The 21915-nt window shown below is 43.5% G+C and carries 14 protein-coding genes; 5 read left to right on the top strand and 9 right to left on the bottom strand.

The genetic code is table 11. From position 1 onward, the window contains the following. Positions 1 to 32: 32 nt before the first annotated feature. From proC to BEGALDRAFT_RS00475, 3 genes are read left to right on the top strand one after another with little or no spacing between them, the layout of a single operon-like run. Entirely contained in the window at positions 33 to 857 is an 825-nt protein-coding gene (gene proC, locus BEGALDRAFT_RS00485; protein WP_002682576.1) for a pyrroline-5-carboxylate reductase, read from the top strand. After that, positions 854 to 1408: a YggT family protein gene (locus BEGALDRAFT_RS00480; protein WP_002682575.1), complete on the top strand. Its 555-nt coding sequence runs from the start codon at positions 854 to 856 to the stop codon at positions 1406 to 1408. Before proC ends, BEGALDRAFT_RS00480 begins: the two co-directional genes overlap by 4 nt. A 4-nt stretch (positions 1409 to 1412) precedes the next feature. Beyond that, the gene (locus BEGALDRAFT_RS00475; RefSeq protein ID WP_002682574.1) at positions 1413 to 1700 is read left to right on the top strand and encodes a DUF167 family protein; all 288 of its coding nucleotides are present in this window, start codon (positions 1413 to 1415) and stop codon (positions 1698 to 1700) included. 143 nt (positions 1701 to 1843) lie between these two features. Here BEGALDRAFT_RS00475 and aguA read toward each other — a convergent pair whose 3' ends face one another. Beyond that, positions 1844 to 2857: an agmatine deiminase gene (gene aguA / locus BEGALDRAFT_RS00470; protein ID WP_002682572.1), complete on the bottom strand. Its 1014-nt coding sequence runs from the start codon at positions 2855 to 2857 to the stop codon at positions 1844 to 1846. Positions 2858 to 3283: 426 nt separating this feature from the next. Between aguA and BEGALDRAFT_RS00465 the strand changes: the two genes are divergently transcribed. Then, positions 3284 to 3463 (top strand): transposase, encoded by a 180-nt coding sequence (locus tag BEGALDRAFT_RS00465; RefSeq protein ID WP_002682571.1) that lies wholly within the window; start codon positions 3284 to 3286, stop codon positions 3461 to 3463. Between the two features lie 605 nt (positions 3464 to 4068). On the opposite strand, the gene BEGALDRAFT_RS19465 is transcribed toward BEGALDRAFT_RS00465, so the two are convergent. The 4 genes from BEGALDRAFT_RS19465 to BEGALDRAFT_RS00445 all read right to left on the bottom strand — a co-directional run bounded on the left by BEGALDRAFT_RS19465 (position 4069) and on the right by BEGALDRAFT_RS00445 (position 9656). Then, the gene (locus BEGALDRAFT_RS19465) at positions 4069 to 6237 is read right to left on the bottom strand and encodes a sensor histidine kinase (protein WP_002682569.1); all 2169 of its coding nucleotides are present in this window, start codon (positions 6235 to 6237) and stop codon (positions 4069 to 4071) included. A 247-nt stretch (positions 6238 to 6484) separates the two neighbouring features. After that, positions 6485 to 7348, bottom strand: coding sequence for an isocitrate lyase/PEP mutase family protein (locus tag BEGALDRAFT_RS00455; protein WP_002682566.1), 864 nt, complete (start codon positions 7346 to 7348; stop codon positions 6485 to 6487). A 158-nt stretch (positions 7349 to 7506) separates the two neighbouring features. Then, the gene (gene bioF / locus BEGALDRAFT_RS00450; RefSeq protein ID WP_002682563.1) at positions 7507 to 8658 is read right to left on the bottom strand and encodes an 8-amino-7-oxononanoate synthase; all 1152 of its coding nucleotides are present in this window, start codon (positions 8656 to 8658) and stop codon (positions 7507 to 7509) included. Between the two features lie 86 nt (positions 8659 to 8744). Then, complete coding sequence (locus BEGALDRAFT_RS00445) at positions 8745 to 9656, bottom strand: Rpn family recombination-promoting nuclease/putative transposase (RefSeq protein WP_002682561.1); 912 nt, start codon at positions 9654 to 9656, stop codon at positions 8745 to 8747. A 542-nt stretch (positions 9657 to 10198) separates the two neighbouring features. Between BEGALDRAFT_RS00445 and BEGALDRAFT_RS00440 the strand changes: the two genes are divergently transcribed. Beyond that, the gene (locus BEGALDRAFT_RS00440) at positions 10199 to 11947 is read left to right on the top strand and encodes a GspE/PulE family protein (RefSeq protein WP_002682559.1); all 1749 of its coding nucleotides are present in this window, start codon (positions 10199 to 10201) and stop codon (positions 11945 to 11947) included. A 256-nt stretch (positions 11948 to 12203) separates the two neighbouring features. Here BEGALDRAFT_RS00440 and BEGALDRAFT_RS00435 read toward each other — a convergent pair whose 3' ends face one another. From BEGALDRAFT_RS00435 to BEGALDRAFT_RS00420, 4 genes are all read right to left on the bottom strand, one after another. After that, a complete protein-coding gene (locus BEGALDRAFT_RS00435; RefSeq protein WP_002682557.1) occupies positions 12204 to 17090 on the bottom strand; it encodes an NAD-glutamate dehydrogenase in 4887 nt (1628 codons plus the stop codon). Between the two features lie 523 nt (positions 17091 to 17613). Then, a complete protein-coding gene (locus BEGALDRAFT_RS00430; protein WP_002682556.1) occupies positions 17614 to 19833 on the bottom strand; it encodes an efflux RND transporter periplasmic adaptor subunit in 2220 nt (739 codons plus the stop codon). Then, complete coding sequence (locus tag BEGALDRAFT_RS00425; protein WP_002682554.1) at positions 19821 to 21587, bottom strand: efflux RND transporter periplasmic adaptor subunit; 1767 nt, start codon at positions 21585 to 21587, stop codon at positions 19821 to 19823. Before BEGALDRAFT_RS00425 ends, BEGALDRAFT_RS00430 begins: the two co-directional genes overlap by 13 nt. 4 nt (positions 21588 to 21591) lie before the next feature. Then, the gene (locus BEGALDRAFT_RS00420) at positions 21592 to 21900 is read right to left on the bottom strand and encodes a DUF3467 domain-containing protein (protein WP_002682552.1); all 309 of its coding nucleotides are present in this window, start codon (positions 21898 to 21900) and stop codon (positions 21592 to 21594) included. Positions 21901 to 21915 lie beyond the last annotated feature (15 nt).

Raw genomic sequence — 21915 nt, 5'->3', positions numbered from 1 at the left:
GCGCAACTCATGGAGATTTGGAGAGCCCTTGCATGAAAGAATCAATCATTAGTTTTATTGGTGGCGGGAATATGGCAACTAGCCTAATCGGTGGGTTGCTACAAACAGGCGTGCCTGCGAAAAATTTACGAGTTTCAGATATTAATCCACATTCGCTCGCTAGCCGTTTTCCCATTCAATGCTTTAGCGATAACTTAGAAGCGATTCAAGACGCAGACGTTATTGTGCTTGCCGTAAAGCCTCAAATCATGGCTGAAGTTGCAAAAACCATTGCAACCGCGTTGCCTGAGCGTAACCCATTGTTTATCAGTATTGCGGCAGGGATTCGAGTTGCCGATTTAAACCGTTGGTTAGGCGATGGCGCAATTCCTATCGTGCGCGTGATGCCTAACACCCCCGCTTTAGTACAAAGTGGCGCGTCTGCACTCTATGCCAGCGAACATGTGCGTAAAGAACAACACGAGTTAGCAGAAAGTATTTTGCGGGCTGTTGGCTTAACCGTTTGGCTAACGGATGAAAATCTGATTGATGTTGTCACCGCCCTATCAGGCAGTGGTCCTGCTTACTTTTTCTTATTAATGGAAGTGTTAGAAAAAGCAGGCATACAGTTAGGATTGCCACAAGAAACAGCTCGTTTATTAACCTTACAAACGGCTTTCGGTGCGGCAAAAATGGCGTTAGAAAGTAATGAGGACGCGGCACTATTGCGCGAGCGGGTGACTTCTAAGGGGGGGACAACGGAACAAGCAATTAAATCCCTACAAGCAGGGAATATTCAGGCGATGTTCGACCGTGCTTTACAAGCAGCACAAAAACGCGCTACTCAAATGGCTAATGAATATGGGGAACAAGCATGAGTCCAGTTGCCAACGCTTTCGCGTTTCTCGTTAACGCACTTTTTGGCTTATACATCCTGCTCATCATGTTACGTTTTTTACTGACCCTGTTACGGGTACGTTTTCATGATGAAATCAGCCAGTTTTTACTACAAGTCACTGACCCACCTTTAAAACCGCTATATCTCTTTATTCCACGCTGGCGCAATGTAGATATTGCTGCCATCGTACTCATGCTATTACTGACATTCATCAAGTTAATTTTAACGGTTTATTTATTTGACCAACGCGCCAGTTTTAGCATGTTAGTACTCTACACCGTACTTGATACGCTTTCATTAGTGTTAAATGTCTTTTTCTGGGCGATTATTTTACGGGCTATCCTGAGTTGGGTTGAACTTCTCACACAACAACCGTTATACCACACCCCTATCAGTCGCTTATTACACAGCCTCACAGAGCCATTACTCCAACCTGTGCGCCGTCTTTTACCTGCAACGGGGGGTATTGACCTTTCCCCACTATTAGTCGGTATTTTGCTATATGCAGGGATTTTATTATTAAGTTGGTAATACAATGACGTTTTATCGCTGGGACGGCGCAGATTTAATTCTCTCCGTCCACGTTCAACCCCGCGCGAGTCAAACCAATATTGTTGGTGTTCATCAAGACCGCTTAAAAATTCGCACAACCGCCACGCCCGTTGATGGTCAAGCTAATGCGGAACTTATTAAACTCTTAGCGAAAACCTTCGGGGTTGCAAAATCGCACATCACCTTGTTACAAGGGGATACCAGCCGTGAAAAACGCTTTAAAATTCAATCTCCCCGTCAATTACCGCCCTTTATTGAAAAAAATGAGTAGCGCAGTTAAAAATCCTGATTCAGACAATGTTTTAATCTTGTCTGATGAATTCTTTTCGCGCGTTCCGACAAACCTGCTAGATTTTGAAAACCTAGCAGGTATTTGTTTTATTTTAAAATCTCGCAAAACAGGTGGGTTAAAATCTATGGCACAGGTTGTTGTTGGGTAATGCAATGAATCCCGCCACCGCCTTTAAAAATATCTAGGGCAGGAATTTGTACAATTTCATGGCTTGGGAATGCTTTACGCATGGCTTCATAAGCCAGTGCATCATACTTAGCATCGTTAAACGCTGCCATCACAATGCCACCATTGGCTATATAAAAATTAATGTAAGACAGCGTTAAACGTGCGCCCCGATGGTATTGCGGGCTTGGTTGTTCAATTTCGATAACTTCTAAGGGGCGACCTTTCGCATCAGTTGAACTCCGTAATTTTTTCAAGTTGGCTTGTAAAATCGCGTAGTTTTCATCTGTTGGGTCGTTGGTTGTAATTGCCATAACCACACCTGGACGGACAAAACAAGCAACTTCATCAATATGCCCATCGGTTTCATCATACTTTAAGCCTTTTTCCAGCCAAATCACTTTAGTGACGTTTAAATACTCACATAAGTAACTTTCAATCTCAGCTTTGCTTAATTGCGGGTTACGATTTGGATTTAATAAGCATTCTTCAGTCGTTAAAACAGTGCCTTCGCCATCTACATGGATAGAGCCACCTTCTAAAATCAACGGAGCGATAAAACGCTGGATATTGGTTTGAGCTAATAATTTTTCAGCCACTAACGCATCTGTATCATAAGTTTCATATTTACGACCCCATGCGTTAAATTCCCAATCCACCCCAGCCAATTTACCGTCAGGATGAATCACAAACGTCGGTGCCATGTCGCGCGTCCAAGAGTCATCTAGTCCCATTTCCATAACGGATACCGTTGAACCGCAAACTTTTTGCGCATCCGCGATGAATTCAGCAGGCGTTAACATGGTGACAGGTTCAAAACGCGCAATTGCTTGAGCCACTTGCGCATAAGCACGACGAGCAACGTCTAAATCATCCCAAACACCAACACGGCAAGGATAAGCCATCCAGCAACGGCTATGCGGATGCCATTCTGCGGGCATAAAAAAACCTTCTTTTTTCGGGGTGGTCATGCTGACTCCTATAAAATTAAGCCTGAGGAAAAGGAATAGGGAATTATGACATACTTATGTGACTTGTAACTGACAGCCTATTGTGACCTGTAAAAGACAACTTAGACCGTGTCATCACGATAAAATTTATCGTATTCATCACTGGCAAAACAGCGGTTCAGTGCCGTTAATCTCCCATTTTTTCGCGTTTTTCTACGAATCTCTAGAAAAACATGATATAGCAAACGTACTATAAAACGATGCGAAAGACTGCCAATCCTAAATTTAAATAATTTTATGATAACGCGAGTACGGCGAGATAATAGATATAAAACAGAGGATTAATGATAAAAGCGGAATGGAAGAAATAAAAAGTTGTACCTAAAGGAAAAGTAGGAATAATGGAACATCACTAAACGCCCACCTCCACTTTCCAAAGGTACAACCATGGATATGATAACAATCCTGTTCTGCGCAATCGACGACTTTTGTAAATGGTTCATGCCTTTATGGGAACAAATGTTGTTAGAAGAAGGAAATCTCAAGAAAAGTCAGCGAGATGGGACAATGTCCCCGTCGGAAGTGATGACCTTACTCGTGTTGTTTCATCAATCTAATCAAACCTGAGTTCGGCGAGATTCTTTTAAAAAGACAAGAGATTGTCTGAATCAGAATTAACAGAATTAATAGAATTTAAACCCCCCTTAAACCAAGAAATTAACGCGAATCACGTTTTTTAATTCTGAAAATTCTGTGAATTCTGATTCAGACAAAAAAAGACCTGCTAGGTTTTCAAAACCTAGCAGGTCTGTCGGAACACGCGAAAAGGGTTGAAGGACTGGCAGAGATTACTCTCTTGTTTTTCATCGAAATTCACCAGACAAGATTAAAACATTGTCTGAATCAGGATTAGCAGGATTAACAGGATTTAAAACCCTCAAACCAAAAAGTCAGGTGAATCACGCTTTTTAATCCTGCTAATCCTGAAAATCCTGTGAATCCTGATTCAGACAAGCTGTTGTCTTTTTAAAAGAATCTCGCCGAACTCAGGTTAATCCTAAACTTGATGATGGCTTTAATTTGTTAAATCCTTCTCAACCTCTTTTTATTTAAGCCCTTTTTCGCCGTACTCGCGTTAAAATTAAGGAGATTGTGTGGATTAAGTGAATTTGGAGACAAAAGGACTGCCAGTCCTTGAAGGACTGGCAGTCCTGACTCAGAGTAGATAGAGATTAATTATCCCCTGTATTGACCTCTGCGGGTAAACGCATGATAAAAACGCTACCTTTGCCGAATTCGCTTTCTGCGGTGATGTCACCGCCCATGAGTTGGCAGAATTGTTTTGTAATCGCAAGCCCTAAACCGCTACCGCCATAGCGACGAGTAGGCGAGCTATCGCCTTGTACGAAGGCTTGAAAAAGGCGTTGCATTTGTTCAGGGGTCATGCCGATACCTTGGTCTATCACTTTAAAGACTATCCAGTCGATATCGTCGTCGTGTACTTCGCGGCTGACACTTAAAATAATGGTGCTTTGTTTGGAAAATTTGTTGGCATTGCTGAGGAGGTTCATCAGGTTTTGGCGAATCTTGGTCAGGTCTGCCGACATTGTTCCTAACGCGCTGTCACAGTCAACTTTCAGGATGTTTTGTTGTTTTTCCAGTAGCGGGGCAATGGTGGTGGAAACGTCTTGAATAACAGGGGTTAAGTCAAAAGTTTCTATGTATAAATCCATACGGCTGGATTCAATTTTAGACATATCAAAGAGGTTATTGATAAGGTCTAATAGGTGGTAACTAGCTCCGTGAATTTTTTGTAAGTCGGGAATAAAGTCTTCTTGTCCGTGGTCGCGGGCATCTTCTTGTAAAATTTCGGTGTAGCCGATAATGGCATTCATGGGGGTACGGAGTTCATGGCTCATGTTTGCCAAAAATTGTGCTTTTGCCTGATTGGCGGCTTCTGCTTGTACTTTGGCGCGTTGTGAGGCGAGTTTGTATTTTTGGATTTCGACGCGAGCTTTTTGGATTTGTAGCCGTGCTTTTTGTGCTTCGTTGCGCACGCTTTGGGTTTGTGTATTGGCTTTGTCGATTTCAGCTTGATATTTTTCTACTTCGGCGCGGTGTTTTATTTGTTCTGCGTTTAATTCTTGTAGGCGTTTTGTGCAATCTGTTTTTGATTGCATGAGGTCGTGTAAGCGGGTGCTGTATTGGGCAAATAGTTGGCGTAAGTTTAATAATTCGCGCAATTGCAAGCCTTGAGACAGGGGGGCAAGTTGCATGTCGCTATTGCTTAGGAGTTGTTGTGCAGAGCCAATCAAGCGGTGAAACGGGTTGATAAAATAGAAGTAAATCGTAGCACCAAAAAGAATCAGCAGGAAAAACAGTGTTATAACGAGTAGAAAGCTGTCGTTCAGTTCTAACATGTCGTTGTTTGTAAATTCATCGGTGCGTTGGTAGCCGACCAGTGTCCAAGGTAGATTGCTGAAACGTTTGGATGAAATCACATAGCTGGGACGACCATCAATGCTGACTTCTTGATAAGCAATGTCTTGATTAAAAACTTTACGCCAGAGTTCTTGCTGTTGCGGGTTGTTGTAAAAGTTGTATTTGTTGCGTTCTATGATGTTTAAAAAGTCAAGTTGGGCGCGGTTGCGTGAGCCGATGAGGGTGAGTAGCGCGCCTGATTGGTAGTCGACAAGGAATAGCCCGCCTGTACGTCCAAACATTTCGTTTTCTACTTCTTGATAAAAGCTGTCGAGCAGTAGGGCGACACCGACCATGCCTTCAAAGGTACGATGGGTATAAATCCCTTGAACAATGCCAACAAGTTGTTGTCCCATGTAGTCTTTGTCGGTAAAGTTGGGGATGACTTGAATATCTTGGCTACGTTTGGCGTTGTAATACCATGCACGACGGGGGTCTGTGGCGTAGTTTGCATCTGCCCAGATTTCTACTTGCATGTTTTGAGGACGGTTGTAACGGGGGGTATTGAATTGTGCAGTGTCTTTGTGAACAAGAATCAGTTGCCCGTCTTGTTGAAAATTAGCTTTTGCATTATCGGGTTCTAGCGCAAAAAAATTGCTGTAGTGACTGGGTTCGTATTGAAGATTTTCCATCATGATTTGTTTAAGCATGTCCACATTTTCGGGGGGAACAGGGGCTGTTTTAGTCAAGATGGTGGTATAGCCACGGAGTCGTCCGACGCTATTTTTTGCGGTTTCGATGTGTCGGTCTAAACGGTTGGCAAAGGCAACAACCGAGGTTTTTAAATCCGCATACGCCAGTTGTTGTTGTAACAGGGTATGGCGATAGATTGTCAATCCTGTGGCGGCTGTTAAAATCAATGCGACCATCGTTAGAAAAACAATGGTGATGGTTTTAATACTCAATGCACTATAAGTCATGCACGGGTTCCTCAATAGCATGGCTTTATGTGATGCAATAAGCCAGAGGGGCGGGTGGGTAGGTACATAACAACAGTAGTGTTTAATGCTTTCTGCTTCGTTTCAAATTCTAAACTATCTTGGAATTTTATACTAAGCGTGTTTATCAGTGGGTCGTTGTCCATAAATGGATAGGTATTCGTGAGATGCATGATGTTGTTTTTTTATCCGAATCATAGCAAGAGTCAGTCCACTTTATGCGGTACATTTAGCTTGAGCTATAGCGTTCTTCTTCACGATAATAGTCGTCAAAACCAACTTGTTCTTTAAGTGTTGAAAAACTTAACAGTTGTTGTGGTTGCTGTCCATTTTTTAGCTGTTGCAGTGCTTGTTGCATTGCCTGCATCGCGGTATTGAGCAGGGTTAGTGGATAGGCAACAAGATGATAACCGATGTTTTGTAATTCAGCAGGGGAGAGAATAGGGGTTTTTCCTTGTTCGACCATGTTTGCCATTTTATAGCCCTGTACTTGTTGACAGTAATGTTGCATTTCGGCAATTGAGCGCGGGGCTTCTAAAAAAGTGATGTCTGCCCCTAGTTCGACGAAAGTTTGAGTGCGGAAAATGGCTTCTTCCAATCCTTCAGTCTCTCTTGCGTCTGTTCTTGCCATGATTAAAATGTCGTGTCCTTCCTCACGGGCATCAACGGCCGCACGAATGCGGGTAAATGCTTCATCACGACTGACAACTTGTTTTCCTTTTGTATGTCCACAGCGTTTGGGGGCTAGTTGGTCTTCTAGCATGATGCAGGCAAAGCCAGCTTGAGCATAGCCTTTTACCGTGCGTTTAATATTAATGGCATTGCCATAGCCTGTATCACCATCGCCAATCACAGGCGTTGTGACGGCTGAACAGATATTTTGCCCTTGGTTGAGCATTTCACCATAGGAAATGAGTCCCGTATCAGGCAATCCTAAACGGCTAGCAGAAACGGCAAAGCCACTCATAAAAATGGCAGAGAATCCCGCTTTTTCAATTAATTTTGCAGAGAGCGCATCAAAACAAGCTGGAATTAATAAAATATTCGGTTGTTGTAATAAGTTTCTTAAACGTTGGGCGGGCGTAATAGACATTATTTTTAGGGTTATATCAGTGATTGAAAGAGACAAGCATTATTTGTGTTGTGATGAGCTTACGCAATGTTGCTTAAAAGATGTATGACAACTGGGGTGGATGCAGCGTGAGGGGAAGTATAAATATCATAGGTAATGTCCTTATTGCCGATGTTCTTCTAATAATGTTGTGCTAATGCGAGGAGTAATTTATCTACTTGTTCAGGGGTGTGTAAAGCAGAAAATGTAATACGTAAACGTGCCGTGTGTGGGGGAACTGTTGGCGGACGGATAGCAGTGACTAAAATACCCTGTTGGTACAGTGCTTGACTAAGTTGTAGGGCTTTCTCTGCTTCTCCTAATAAAATGCCTTGTATCGGTGTCATAGAAGGCAGGAGGGGTAATCCTAATTGCGTTGCACCGCGTCGAAATTGTTGAATCAATGCCTGTAACTTTTCCCGTTGTTCTGAACCTGCCTGTACTAATTTCAGACTGGTACGTAGTGTTTCCGCAAGTGCAGGCGGTAAGGCGGTTGTATAAATATAGCTCCGTGCGTACTGAATTAAGTTTTCAATCAGTAACGCACTGCCCGCAACAAATGCACCTGTCACACCAAAGGCTTTGCCTAACGTGCCCATCAGAATGGGAACATCGGTTGCGGATAATTGATAATGTGCAACCGTTCCCCCGCCTGTTGTACCTAATACCCCAAATCCATGCGCATCATCCACCATCACCCATGCTTGATGTTGTTTGGCAAGGGCGACAATCTGCGGTAAGTCGGCAAGGTCTCCATCCATACTAAACACCCCATCAGTCACAATTAATTGATGTCGTGTCATCGTTTGCGACAGTAACCGCGCTAGCATAGACATATCATTGTGTGCATAACGGTGATGATGCGCACGGGATAATTGTGCGGCATCGACTAAGGAGGCATGATTTAATTTATCTGCAAAAATAGCATCTTGACGTTCTACAAGTGCGGTAACAGTGCCCATGTTTGCCATGTAGCCTGTGGAAAATAGCAGCGCACGTTCACGTCCTGTAAAAGCGGCTAATTCCTCTTCTAACGCATGATGTGCTTGAGTGTGACCATTGATTAAATGCGATGCCCCCGCCCCCACTGCGTACTGATTTGCAGCTTGTTGCAGGCAACGGATTAAATCAGGATGACTTGCTAACCCCAAGTAATCATTGCTACAAAAAGCTAAATAGGTACGTCCTTCAATGGTTAAAAGCGGAGATTGCACACCAGCATGGACAAGACGACGGCGATATAAATGCGCTTGTTCGCGTTGCGCTAAACGTTGTTGTAAGAAGGTTTGCATTATTTTAATGAGTTTATAGTAAACGTACCATAAAGTGATTTAAATTTAGGACTGGCAGTCCTCCGCATCGCTTTATAGTGTGTTTACTATAATCGTTCAATTTCTTCGTGTGTTAATCCCGTTGCAACCATAATAAGCTCAAGAGGCACATTGTTTTTCTTCAGTGCGATTGCGACTTTTATTCTTTCTTGTTCGATGCCTTGCTCAATCCCTTTTTTAACACCTTGTTCAATCCCAATCTCAATGCCCTTCTCCAGACCTATTTCAATTCCTTCCTGTTTAGCCGTATCAAGTACATTGATGAAATCGCGGTAGTATTTCAAACTTAATTCATACGCATGACGGTCTTCATAACTCATGTTGGCTAATTTGGCTAACGCAAAGGCTTCTTCAATAATATCTCCTTGAAATTCTCTCGGCATATCGTCAAAGGTCACTAGTTCACGCAGGAAATATAACCACCATTCTAAATGGTTCGCTAATTCAGATTCTTGCTTTTTAAACTTCGCCATTTCTATGTAAATGAAGTTCAATTTCTTAAACATCACTTCTTTACTGTAAATATCGGTAATTTGTCCGAAATGTAAGTAACGCTCATCGGGAAAGCTGGCTAAGGAGAAGTCTAAAATCCCAATGAAATAAATTGGGGTTAATTCAAAGTCCCATTTGCCTTTTTTGGCTTGGTCTTGAATTAAGAAGCTGGCGTAATAGGTAGCGCGGTCTTGAAAGTGTTCTTGTTTTGCACGTTGTAATTCAACAATGAATTCCTGATTTTTTTCATCCCGACAATAAATATCAAAGATGGCACGGCGGTCTTCTTCTAACATGCCGAGTTTTTCGATATTTTTAAATTCTAAGCTGACAATTTTGTGTTTTATCGGTAATAAATCATTAAGAAAGCTGATGAGTAGGGGTTTACTTTCTTCACTGCCGAAGATTTTTTTAAAACCAAAATCGGTGAAGGGGTTGATGAATGTGCCTAGGGATTTGTCGGTCATGTTGATGTTTCCTCATGCTTGGGAAGATATAGTAAACGTATCATAAAATTATTTAAATTTAACTTGAGTTCGGCGATTTTCTTTTAAAAAGACAACAGCTTGTCTGAATCAGGATTCACAGGATTTTCAGGATTAGCAGGATTAAAAAGCGTGATTCACCTGACTTTTTGGTTTGAGGGTTTTAAATCCTGTTAATCCTGATTCAGACAATGTTTTAATCTTGTCTGGTAAATCCCGATGAAAAACAGGAGAGTAACCTCTGCCAGTCCTTCAACCCTTTTCACGTGTTCCGACAGACCTGCTAGATTTTGAAAACCTAGCAGGTCTCTGTTTTATTTTATAAATCTCGCCGAACTCTGGTACTTTAACTAATTGTTTAATATAAAAAATATCGCAAAATACCTGTTAATCAAGAATTTTCACCCCTATTAACAGACTGTCTTGGTAAAAATCATCGATAAGACAGATGAGTTTTGCTACATTACATCATTGTGATACTGCTTAATTGCTCTCTTCTCTGTTAAAGCGATTGTTGTTTTCCTATGTCTAATCTGTCTCATTCTGTACCCTCTCAGGCTGATGAATCTCCCCATTTACCCATCAATTTTATGCCATTGCGTTTAGGAGAAATGCTCATTGCTAATCAGTTGGCAAGTGCAAATGATATTCAGCGCGGGCTTGATTTTCAAAAACGCTTCGGGGGGCGGTTAGGCGCGATTTTAATCCGCATGGGTGCGATTTCAGAAGATGGATTATTAAACACGTTAGCCGAACAACTCAATTTAACTGTTTTACTCACTACCCAATTACCCAGTGATATTAATCAATTGCTCACGGGTTTAGAAGTCACAGGCTTAGATAAAGAATGGTGTTTAGACCAAGAATTAGTTGTTTGGGCAGAAGATGAAAATGCGCAACTTTGTTGCCTTGCCCGCGACCCGTTAGCCGATACCTTACATGAGGTGTTAGACAACCGTTTTCCAGAGCGGATTACGTGGTTTTTAGCCCGCAATCAAGATTTAGACAAACTCCTAGATTTACTTGCTAAAGCCCGCCCGAATGAAGCATTCACTAATACGGATGATGTGAATTTATTGCGCGAATTAGCGGAAGGTGCGCCCGTTGTTGAATTCGTCAATAACATGTTTTCACAAGCCATAGACCGACGCGCTTCTGACGTACATGTAGAACCTGAAGAACATACTTTTTTCGTCCGTTATCGGATTGATGGCGTACTTTATGAACATCTAAATTTACCCAGAGAACGTTTTAACCCCATCGCTTCACGGATTAAATTAATCTCAGGTTTAGACATCGCCGAACGACGGCTACCACAAGACGGACGATTAAATACACGAGTGAGCGGGCAAGATTTAGATATTCGGGTGTCCTGTTTACCAGGTGTGCATGGTGAATCGATTGTCATGCGCTTACTGCCTAAAGAACGACAAACCAATCGACTCGACCGTTTAGGTTTTGCTAACGACCATTTAGAACTGTTTAAACGCTGGATTAGCGAACCGCACGGCATTATTTTAGTCACAGGGCCGACAGGTTCAGGGAAATCTACCACACTTTATGCTGCTTTAGATGAAGTCAATGACCGTACACAAAAAATCATTACTGTAGAAGACCCCGTCGAATATCAATTAAAAGGTGTAACCCAAGTTCAAGCGCACAGCGACATTGGCTATACATTTGCCAGTGCTTTACGGGCTATTTTGCGTCAAGACCCTGATATTATTATGCTTGGTGAAATCCGTGACCGTGAAACCGCTGAAATAGCGATACAAGCCTCGCTCACAGGACACATGGTGCTTTCTACACTACACACCAATGATGCAGTCAGCGCATTTACCCGTTTAGTCGATATGGGCGTTGAACCGTTTTTAGTTGCTACCTCTGTCCGCGCAGTACAAGCGCAACGCCTCGTCCGTCGTTTATGTCCCCACTGTGCCAAACCCAGCAAACCACTTGCCGCAATTAATCAACGGTTGCAAGAAATTATTCCCGCTTATCTCGCTAAACAACCCGCTAAATGGATGGAAGCCGTCGGCTGTACACATTGCCAAGGCACAGGCTATCAAGGACGGGTCGGGATTTATGAACTAGTGTATATCACCACTGAATTACAAAGCCTTGTGTTAAATCGTGCGCCTGTTAATGAATTACGCCGATTAGCCCTGCGGGAAGGATTCCGTAATTTACGCGAAGATGGCTGGCTCAAAGCCTATCAAGGCATAACCAGCATTGAGGAAGTATTGCGTGTTACTGATGAAGGGATGGTGTAACACTTCTGCTTTTTTCCTATTGCTCATTAACCTGAATCACGCAATATTTTTTAGATTAACGCGAGTACGGAGAGATTCTTTTAAAAAGACAACAGCTTGAATGTTGTAGGGTGGAATAGCGAAGCGTATTCCACCTTGAAATTCTGCAAAAACTGAGCAAAAACAGATTATAAATCGTATGGTGGAATACGCTTCGCTATTCCACCCTACATTTTTTAGTTGAAAAATTCTAAAAGGTTTTCGCCACTCGCGTTAATTATAAAACACTTCTAATTTCTCGTAATGCGACGGATAGCATGGCTAAATCAATTTTTTCTTGATGATTTAAGTCTGCTAACAGGGTTAAACAGCGGTTAATCCCCAGTTCGTTGTGTGTTTTCCAACGTTCATACAGGGCTTGAGCACTTAATAGTTCTGTGGTTTCTTGCGCAAGTACGGCAATGGTTAATTCGCGGTGGGTGCGAAAAAGTTCATCGCGTAATGAGGAGCGCGATAGGGATGACCAGCGGTTGTCCCGTGGTAGAGCCGTCATGCAGTCGCGTAGCCAATGCAATTGTAGTTGTGTTCCCAGTAAAAAGTGAAGTTGTCCAACATGGGCAAGGCGTTGATGAAAAGCATTTTCGTCGGTGAAGTGTATCGAGGTGGCATTGGTCACTTCGACGATGTCTAGGGCGGAAAATTGCATTTCTAGGCTGATTATCCGTTGCGCGGTATCTGTTGGTACGCCTGAATTAATCAGTTGTTCGTGCTTTTCGTTGAGACTTTGCCGTTCTTGTGGGGTGATGATGTCCCATAAGATGCTGGAAAGGCGTTTAACTCCGGGTCGTAACGCGCTCACCATTTCTTGCATGTTGAGCGGTACGCGGTGATTGCGTAGTAACCAGCGGGCGGAGCGGTCGATGAGTTTGCGTGCGTCTAGCATCATGCTGTATTGCACGGCGGTTGTAATTTTGCCGTCTAGGCTTTCTATCTCTGCCCAGAGGCTTTTCATGTCGAATACGTCCCATGCAACGCGAAAAGCGCGGGCGATGTCGGCTATGGGAAAGCCTGTGCCTTCTTGGAGTAGGAAAACAAACACGCTACTGCCACGATTAACCAGCATATTGGTGAGTTCAGTCGCAATGATTTCGCGTTTTAAACGGTGTTGCCGAATTTCTTTATCAAAGCGTTCTGGCAGTTGGGGCGGGAAGTAGTTAAGCAGAATGCTGTGTAAGTAGGGGTCGTCAGGCACGTCGGATGCAAGCAGTGCGTCGTATAGGGTAATTTTGCTGTAGGCGAGTAGAACGGCAATTTCTGGTGCGGTTAAGCCGATGCCTTGCGCCCGTCGTTCGCTAATGACTTTGTCATTGGGTAAAAATTCTAGTTCGCGGGCTAGTCGTCCTTTACTTTCTAAGTCGCGGATAAATCGGGCTTGTACGTCGAGTAAGGAGGGGGCAAGGAGTAGCGATAAACTGCGGGCTTGGGTTTGTAGATAGTTGTTGCGGAGGACGAGTTGTGCAACAGATTCGGTCATTTCTGCAAGAAGTTGGTCGCGTTGTTTGGCGGTCATGTCACCGTTGTTGACGATGGCGTTGAGAAGAATTTTTATATTGACTTCGTGGTCGGAGCAGTCAACCCCGCCTGAGTTGTCAATTGCATCGGTGTTTAGCCGTCCGCCTGCAAGGGCGTATTCTATGCGTCCACGTTGGGTAAAGCCTAAATTGCCCCCTTCGCCAACGACTTTACAGCGTAAGTCTTGCCCGTTGACTCGTAGGTTGTCGTTGGTGCGGTCGCCAACATCGCTGTGGTGTTCAATCGTTGCTTTTACATATGTACCAATGCCACCATTCCAGAGTAAGTCGACTGGGGCGCATAAAATGGCGCGAATGAGTTCATTGGGGGTGAGCGCGTAGGTTTGAATGCCCAGTAAATTGCGAATTTCGGGGGTTAAAACGATGGATTTAACACTGCGTGAGTGTATCCCTCCACCTTTAGAAATCAGTTGGCTGTTGTAGTCTCCCCATGTGGAGCGTGGTAGGTTAAATAAGCGTTCGCGTTCTTGAAAGCTGGTTTCAGGGTCGGGATTTGGGTCTAAAAAGATATGTTGATGGTTAAATGCGGCAACTAGGCGGATATGGCGTGATAGTAACATGCCATTGCCAAAGACATCGCCCGACATGTCGCCAATACCAATAACGGTAAAATTTTGGCTTTGGGTATCAATGCCCAGTTCACGGAAATGACGTTTAACGGATTCCCACGCGCCCCGCGCTGTAATCCCCATTTTTTTATGGTCATATCCCGCAGAGCCACCCGAGGCGAAAGCATCACCTAACCAAAAGCCGTATTCTTTGGAAAGTCCGTTTGCAATATCGGAGAAGGTTGCCGTGCCTTTGTCGGCTGCAACAACTAAATAAGGGTCGTCTTCATCGTGACGGATGATGTTAGGCGGTGGCACGATTTTATTGTCGACTAAGTTATCAGTTAAATCTAATAGCCCACGAATTAAGGTTTTATAGCAGGCAATACCCTCCGCTTGTACTGCTTCGCGTCCGCCTTCAGTGGGGGGACGTTTGCAGACAAATCCGCCTTTAGAGCCAACAGGAACGATAATGGCGTTTTTCACCATTTGTGCTTTGACTAAGCCTAACACTTCGGTGCGGAAATCTTCTAAACGGTCTGACCAGCGAATGCCCCCGCGTGCAACTTTGCCACCACGTAGGTGTATCCCTTCCATACGGGGGGAATACACAAAGATTTCAAACAGGGGGCGGGGTTCTGGCAAATCGGGAATTTTGTGCGGGTCAACTTTAAAAGATAAGTAGGGTTTAGGCTCGCCTTCTGCGTCTTGCTGGAAAAAGTTAGTACGGAGCGTTGCTTGTATCACCGCAAGGAATTTGCGCAAAATACGGTCTTCATCCAAGCTGACAACGCTATCGAGGGCAGTTTCTAGTTGTTTTAACAGGGTTTCAACTTGGTTTGCATTGACTTGTTCGGGATTACAGCGGGCATGAAATAGCTGTGAGAGTAGATAGGTAATCGGTAAATTATTGAATAAAGTCTGCTCGATATACGCTTGGCTGAAAGTCGTTCCCGCTTGGCGTATATATTTGTAATAAGCGCGGAACATGACAATATCGCGCCATGTTAATGCAGGATGCAGGACTAAACGGTTAAAGCCGTCGTTTTCAATATCGCCCGACCAAACCCGTTTAAAGGTTTCTTGAAAGGCTTGATTTAACTGTTTAATATCGAGCGTTGTCGCTTGTGTGTGGGTCAGCCCAAAATCCTGAATCCACATGATAGGCTGTTCAGATACATTAATTTCATATGCATCTTCACTGATAACTTTCACGCCCATGTTTTCCAGCATAGGCAAGACATCGGATAACGGTAAATGTTTGTCTAAATGAAACAGTTTGAAGCGCAAAGAATTGTCTAATGCTTCCAACGGTTTGTATAAGTGCATCACCAAGTTTTCATCGGTGCATAACCGTTCTAACTTTTCAATGTCATAAGCAGCATGACGTGGGCGGAAGTTTTCTCGATAAGCACTGGAAAAAGCAGCATGATAACGACGGAATAACTGCGTGCCTTTTTCTTCGCCGTGCATGTCTAACAACGTGGTATTTAACACATCCTCCCAACCGCGAATAATATCAACTAATTGCGCTTCTATTTCTTTTACGTCGTAGCTTGGCGTTACCGTCGCGCTGGTGTGTACGACTAAATGCACTTGGGCTAATACCGATTCTGATAAATTCACTGTAAAATCAATACTATTCCCTTGAAACACTTTCATTAACACTGCTTGCATCCGTTCTCGCACATTCGAATCATAACGGTCACGGGGGACAAAGACTAAGCAGGCGTAAAAGCGTTTATAGGTATCTGGACGGACAAACAAGCGCACCCGTTGACGTTCTTGTAAGCGCAGAATGCCCATAGCGATGCGTAATAATTCGCCAATATCGATTTGTAGTAACTCATCGCGCGGATAGGTTTCTAAAATCGTTAATAATTTTCGCTGTTGATGACTATTGGGACGAAATCCTGCTTGCTCAATCACTTGGCGCACTTTGCGATGCAATAAGGGAATGTGCAATGTGCTTAAATGATACAAGGCTGCTGTATAAAGCCCGATAAATCGCCGTTCGCCAATCACATCGCCTTGCTCATTAAATTGCTTCACGCCGACATAATCCATATAACTAGCGCGATGAATCGCAGAACGAGAACTGGCTTTTGTCAATAATAACAATTGCGCTTGACTGGCTAATTGACGCAAAGCGGGCGGTAATTCATGAAAACCTTTAGAAACCCGTTCAACGGCTGATTCTTCTCGTAAAATGCCTAAGCCAGAACCTGCAACAACGCGCAATTCGTCCTCGCCGTCGCGTTTCACTAATTTATATTCACGATAGCCTAAAAAGGTGAAATGGTCAGCTTGTAACCACTCTAAAAAGGCTTTTGTTTCATTCACTTCAACAGAGTCAAGGCGAGGTGGTGGCGTTTTTGCTAAAGCATCGATGATGCGTTGCATTTGCAGATACATGGGTTTCCAGTCTTCCACAACGGCGCGTAAGGTTTGCAACACACTGGTTAAGGCTTGCTGAATCTTCGCTAAAGTTGCAACATCCGTATGTCGGTCAATCTCGATATGCATAATCGATTCATAACAATCCGCGCTCCCGTCTTCTTTCTCGCTCTCACTATTAAAAGGCGCGATTGGATAAACATCAATTAAATTACCATCATCATCTCTATCTACGCATAAAATCGGATGAGCAATTAAATAAATCGTGATTCCCATTCGATTTAATGCCATCTGCACTGAGTCGACTAAAAAAGGTCTATCCCGTACTAAGATACTGATAATCGTGTGTTGTGATTGCCAGCCATCTTGTTCAAATTGTGGATTAAATACACGGATTTTTACTTCATCACATTGACGTTGTCGCGCAAATTGCCAATAAGAAACCACTGCCCCATATAAATCAATGAGGCTTCCTCGCTCTAAAACATCCTCAGGGGTTAAGAAGTTGAAGAAATACTCGATAAATGTTTTTAACTGCGAGTATTCGTAGGGTGGGAAATTTCGTTGTAAATCATTTAAGATTTTCTGCAACAATTCAGTTGCTTGTGTTTCCAGACTTAAAGACATGTTCCCTCTCCTCGTTTTTATTTATGTTGAAATAAAAGACATGCTTCTGATAACGACAGAAATCAAGATAGGAAAAAATAGGGGTAGTGCTAAAGAAGTGGTGATATTAAAGTAGATAAACTAACCTGAGTTCGGCGAGTTTCTTTTAAAAAGACAACAGCCTGTCTGAATCAGAATTCACAGAATTTTCAGGATTAGCAGAATTAAAAAGATTAATATTGTTTTGTTTTTAGTGTTTTAAATTCTGTTAATTCTGAAAATCCTGATTCAGACAGTGTTTTAATCTTTAAGGTCAACCCTTTTCACGTGTTTCCACAGACCTGCTAGGTTTTCAAAACCTATAGTAAACGTACCATAAAGTGATTTAAATTTAGGACTGGCAGTCCTTCACATCGTTTTATAGTGCGTTTAATATCTTGTGTTTGTAAAATTTTATAAATCACCCAGTTTTTTAAATAAAGACAATATTTTACTTAAATATTAACCCGTAAAACCCAACTTATTGGCATCACTCATCACAAAATTACGTCGCCTGACTCTGCAAGCGTTTTATATACCGTTCTATTCCTATCCATAATAATTCCCCTAAACTTTGGGGTGGGCTGGCGAGATAAATCGTCGCAGTTTCGCCTGCATAAATATTTTTGGGAATGTCTGTAGATAATGCGATGGTCGCGGTAAAGCGGGGGGCGAGGTATTCATAGTTATCGCTATTGTCTTTTTTCGCGGAAGAGTCGCGTTCGCTTTGTTGGGTTTTAGGTTTAACGGGGAGTTCTCCACCCGCTAAAACGGTTAACGCAGGGTGTAGAATGGTTTGGCTCGCGCTGGGGTTGACACGGCTTAAGGTTGCGTTAAAGGTGTGTAAGGGTTGGCTATGGCGGTAAATTTGTACGGTTTGCCCTTCATATGCCCGAAATGCGTCGATGTCGGTTTGGGGAATGGATGCCTTGAGTTCTAGGGCTTGAGGGTTTGCAAGGGTTAGTACTTCTGTCCCGCGTTGGGTGTAAACGCCGAGTAAATCTCTTAAATCAGGGGCGATAATAGTCCCCGCTTGATTGGCTTTCAGGGTTAGACTGGCAATTTGTAGTTGTTTTTCTTGGTATTGATGTTGTAAATCTTGTAGTTTTTCAATTTCGCCTTGTGCATCGCTTAGTTGTCCTTGTGTGATGGCGTGTTGACGGCGTAGTTCTCGATGTTGAATTTGTAGGGCTAAGTCTTTTTCTTCTTGATATAAATCAGGGTTATCTAGTTCAAGCAGTATGTCATCTTTTGCGACAATATCCCCTGTTTTAACGTGAATTTTTTTAATAAATCCTGCGGTTTCTGTGCGGACAATTTGTGCGTTGGCGTAATCAAACACAGCGGGGGCGGTGAGTGTGCGCGACCAGTGAACTTGGGTCAGTAGTAATAGGCTGGCAAGGCTTACGAAAAGAAAGAGTAGGCTTAAGTGACGTAGTACCGCCCCGCGTTGGGGGTCTTTGTGTAAACTCATGCTAAAACGAATCAGGGGAAGAATGAGCACGCTGATACCTGCCATGGTCGCAATGAGAATGCCCGCGCCATAAAAAAGGTGATTCGCGGCAACCAGTAAGCCAATAATAACCACCCATCGCCAAATGAGGGAGGCAATGGCATAGGTTTTAATCAGGGGGGTGTGTTCAGGTTTCCATTGTGGTGGTGTAATGGTGCGCCCTTGAATATAGCGGTGGTTGAGGTAACGGATGTAGCGTTGTCCTGATAGGTAGAGATTTGGGATATTCAGGAGGTCGCTTAGAATGTAGTAACCGTCAAAGCGCATCAGGGGGTTGGCGTTAAAAAGTAGGGTGGAAATGCTGGTAATAATGACGATGTTGTAGCTTAAGTAATTGAGCACGCCTGTTTCTGTTTGCGCCCAAATCCATGCGGCAATTCCTGCAATAAAGAGTTCAGCGTACATGCCTGCAACAGAAACGTGCATCCGTTGCCAGCGTGAAGTTAGTCGCCAGCTGGCGTTGGCGTTCATATACGCGCCAATCGGGATGAATAAAATCAGCATGATGCCTGCATTATGAATATAACCGCCGTATTTTTTGCAGACGAGTCCGTGCGCAGTTTCGTGTAGCACTTTCACGATAATCCATGCAATCAGTAGCCAAAAGGCATTATGAGGCAGAAGGAGACTGCTCGCGCTATGCACAAAGCGGTCAAATTGCGCCATCACAAGATAAAGCCCTGTCCCGCAAATCAAGAGCCAAAGTAGGAAGAAGGGCACGCCTAAAAGCCAGCGCGTATAAGGCAGTAAGCGATTTAACCAGCGGTCAGGACTGCCCAAGGGAATTTTAATGAAAAGGGTATTTAATCGCCCTGCCCATGCTTGTACTTTGTCGTGAGGCGGTTTGGGTAAAAACCAGATTTGTTTTTCGGCATTCCAGACATAAACCAGTTGGGAATGGATGAGCCAGTAACAAATCTGTTGAATTTGTTGGCTCTCTAATTCGGGCGCGACTTGCACCGCTTGTTCGACGCTTTGTTCGCCATCTAGTTGTTGAATAAAAGCGTATTCGACAACACCAATTTGAAAGTAGTTTCCATATAAACTGTCTTCAATCAGATAGCAGGGACGTTCGCCATAGCTTTGAAAGGTAAAACTTAAGTCATCACGCAGACGTAATTTTAAATTCATTGCCTGCGGCGCGGCTTGAGCATTGCTAACAGAGGCGGGCGTTTCTGCTGTAGCGGGCGATGTATCGATTAATATAGCCATCGTAAAACCTTTTCCCAGACTTTATGAAATAACACCCATCCCAAAGGTTGTGCATCTGCTGCAATTTTGCCATCGCCTTTCATACCTGCTCTTAATTTATTGTCCGTATTGGTTAAAGTCGTTTCAACAATAAACACGGCTTCACTATCGCGGACAGTCGCACGCGGTTGAATGCGTTGCACGTTTAATTGCCACTGTTGTTGCGGGTAAGCATCTAATTCTATGCTTAAAGGCATGTCAGGACGAATATAGGCAATATCTTCCGCAGGAATAGCCAACTCGACGCGCATAGTTTCTAAAGGCGCGACTTCAAATAAGCTTTGTCCTTTATCGACGGGGCTGCCTTGTACCCGTTGTAAATCACCGCTGACTACTAAACCATCAATCGGGCTTTTAATGTCTAAATTGGCAATTCGATATTCTAAAAGGGCAATTTGCGATTCTGCGCGTTCTTTTTCCAATTGTGCTAATTGTGTCGCAACAGTATCTTTAGCGGCGGCACTGGCATCTTTTTGTTTTGCTAAACGATTCCGTTCAGCGGTTAAGCTGGTTAATTCTAATTGAATTTCGCGTTCATCTAATTGCGCTAATACATCGCCCGCTTTCACCACGTCGCCCGCTTCATGATGCGTTGCTTTTAAAATTCCCGCAAAAGGCGCGGTTATAAAACGACGGGTATCGGGCTGTAACGTCACTTTTCCCGCAATAGAATGGGTGACAGGAATCCATAACGGCACAAATAACAACACGGCTATCCCCAAGCCCCAGAAAAACCGCCGTTTTAACGTGTTAAGCGTCGCGTGCCATCGCCGTTGTTTAATCCGCCGTAAGGTCGTTAAAGCAATGCCTAATGTGTGACTTAACTGCATTAATAATGGTGTAACCGTTGGATCTGGCGGACTTGCCCACAAAAGGACTAAGACATATTGCACTGGCAATTTTTGATGATGCGCTAGCGGTAAACTCCACACTTGTTGCGTTGCGGTTAAACCCAGAATTTTTTGCGCATGGGGGGAAATTCGATGGGCATCGCCTGTTGTGGCAATAATGGCTTGTCGCTTCTCTGCGGTTTCATCCATTAAGGATTCTAAGGCATAGCCTAAATCGACTTGTTTGGGTAATTCGGCGATTTCTGACATCGCTTGAATTCGACAATGATGTCCTTGGCGATACCCTAAAATAACCCGCTGACAATTGCATAAATGCTGTAAGCGCGTTAATAAATGCTGTTGGGCTTGTGTGACCTGTCCAACATGTAACAACTCTATGAATAACTGTAGAATTTGTTGTTGCGAGCGGGATTGTAACTGATCAATACCTGCATAACCTGCGACTAACTGTAAAATCGTTACAAACGTTTCTAAAGACTGATAACCGCCCAATAACAACACGAGGGAAATCGCTTCCTGCTTCTGCGCTTGTGGTACGGGAGCAGCGATTAACCAAATTTGCCGATGTTGGTCTAACTGCGTTAAGCGGACGCGGTTTTGCTCACAAGCCTGTTGCATCTCTTGCAATAATAAGTTTTCTAAATCCGCCCGCCAGCTTAAGGCTTGACGCGACAAAATGCGCGGTGCAAGCACTAATAGTCCCGTTGTTTTATCAGGCAAGGCATAAGCTGCCCCAGCGGCATTGGTTAAACCTAATAATAACTGTAACAACTCCAGCAACCACGCTTCGCGCTCGTTCTGCTTATCGCGTAATTGCTGTAATTGCGTATGTAGGGTTAATAAGTCAACGGGAGATACTTGCATAAAATTAGCTATTTAAAGTCGGTAGGCGAGCGGCTCCGCTAGAACCCGTTTCACTATTGTTATTGCTGGCTAAAGCTTGATTTAGCAAATTAACCAAGCGTTTCGCGCCCTCCGGTGATAACGCGATACGAGTATGTACGGGCAAATGCGCTTCCCCTGTTACAGGGTCAGGCAAACTGCCCGAAGAAAAATTAATAATCACCTCTTCCCCTGCCACACTCAATACAAATTGAGATGCATAAATAGCAGTTGTTTGCTCATAACGAACACGGACTTGTTGAGAAGTCGCTTTTTTTTCAATAGATTTGCTCATAAATAGTGCTGACGT

This window comes from Beggiatoa alba B18LD (assembly GCF_000245015.1).
Taxonomy (GTDB): Bacteria; Pseudomonadota; Gammaproteobacteria; order Beggiatoales; family Beggiatoaceae; genus Beggiatoa; species Beggiatoa alba.
This window is presented reverse-complemented; position numbering and strand designations above follow the sequence as displayed.

What these genes read in the sequence shown, in the direction of transcription:
- proC (WP_002682576.1), top strand. Translation starts at nt 33, where the DNA reads ATGAAAGAATCAATCATTAGTTTTATTGGTGGCGGGAATATGGCAACT.
- BEGALDRAFT_RS00480 (WP_002682575.1), top strand. Translation starts at nt 854, where the DNA reads ATGAGTCCAGTTGCCAACGCTTTCGCGTTTCTCGTTAACGCACTTTTT.
- BEGALDRAFT_RS00475 (WP_002682574.1), top strand. Translation starts at nt 1,413, where the DNA reads ATGACGTTTTATCGCTGGGACGGCGCAGATTTAATTCTCTCCGTCCAC.
- aguA (WP_002682572.1), bottom strand. Translation starts at nt 2,857, where the DNA reads ATGACCACCCCGAAAAAAGAAGGTTTTTTTATGCCCGCAGAATGGCAT.
- BEGALDRAFT_RS00465 (WP_002682571.1), top strand. Translation starts at nt 3,284, where the DNA reads ATGGATATGATAACAATCCTGTTCTGCGCAATCGACGACTTTTGTAAA.
- BEGALDRAFT_RS19465 (WP_002682569.1), bottom strand. Translation starts at nt 6,237, where the DNA reads ATGACTTATAGTGCATTGAGTATTAAAACCATCACCATTGTTTTTCTA.
- BEGALDRAFT_RS00455 (WP_002682566.1), bottom strand. Translation starts at nt 7,348, where the DNA reads ATGTCTATTACGCCCGCCCAACGTTTAAGAAACTTATTACAACAACCG.
- bioF (WP_002682563.1), bottom strand. Translation starts at nt 8,658, where the DNA reads ATGCAAACCTTCTTACAACAACGTTTAGCGCAACGCGAACAAGCGCAT.
- BEGALDRAFT_RS00445 (WP_002682561.1), bottom strand. Translation starts at nt 9,656, where the DNA reads ATGACCGACAAATCCCTAGGCACATTCATCAACCCCTTCACCGATTTT.
- BEGALDRAFT_RS00440 (WP_002682559.1), top strand. Translation starts at nt 10,199, where the DNA reads ATGTCTAATCTGTCTCATTCTGTACCCTCTCAGGCTGATGAATCTCCC.
- BEGALDRAFT_RS00435 (WP_002682557.1), bottom strand. Translation starts at nt 17,090, where the DNA reads ATGTCTTTAAGTCTGGAAACACAAGCAACTGAATTGTTGCAGAAAATC.
- BEGALDRAFT_RS00430 (WP_002682556.1), bottom strand. Translation starts at nt 19,833, where the DNA reads ATGGCTATATTAATCGATACATCGCCCGCTACAGCAGAAACGCCCGCC.
- BEGALDRAFT_RS00425 (WP_002682554.1), bottom strand. Translation starts at nt 21,587, where the DNA reads ATGCAAGTATCTCCCGTTGACTTATTAACCCTACATACGCAATTACAG.
- BEGALDRAFT_RS00420 (WP_002682552.1), bottom strand. Translation starts at nt 21,900, where the DNA reads ATGAGCAAATCTATTGAAAAAAAAGCGACTTCTCAACAAGTCCGTGTT.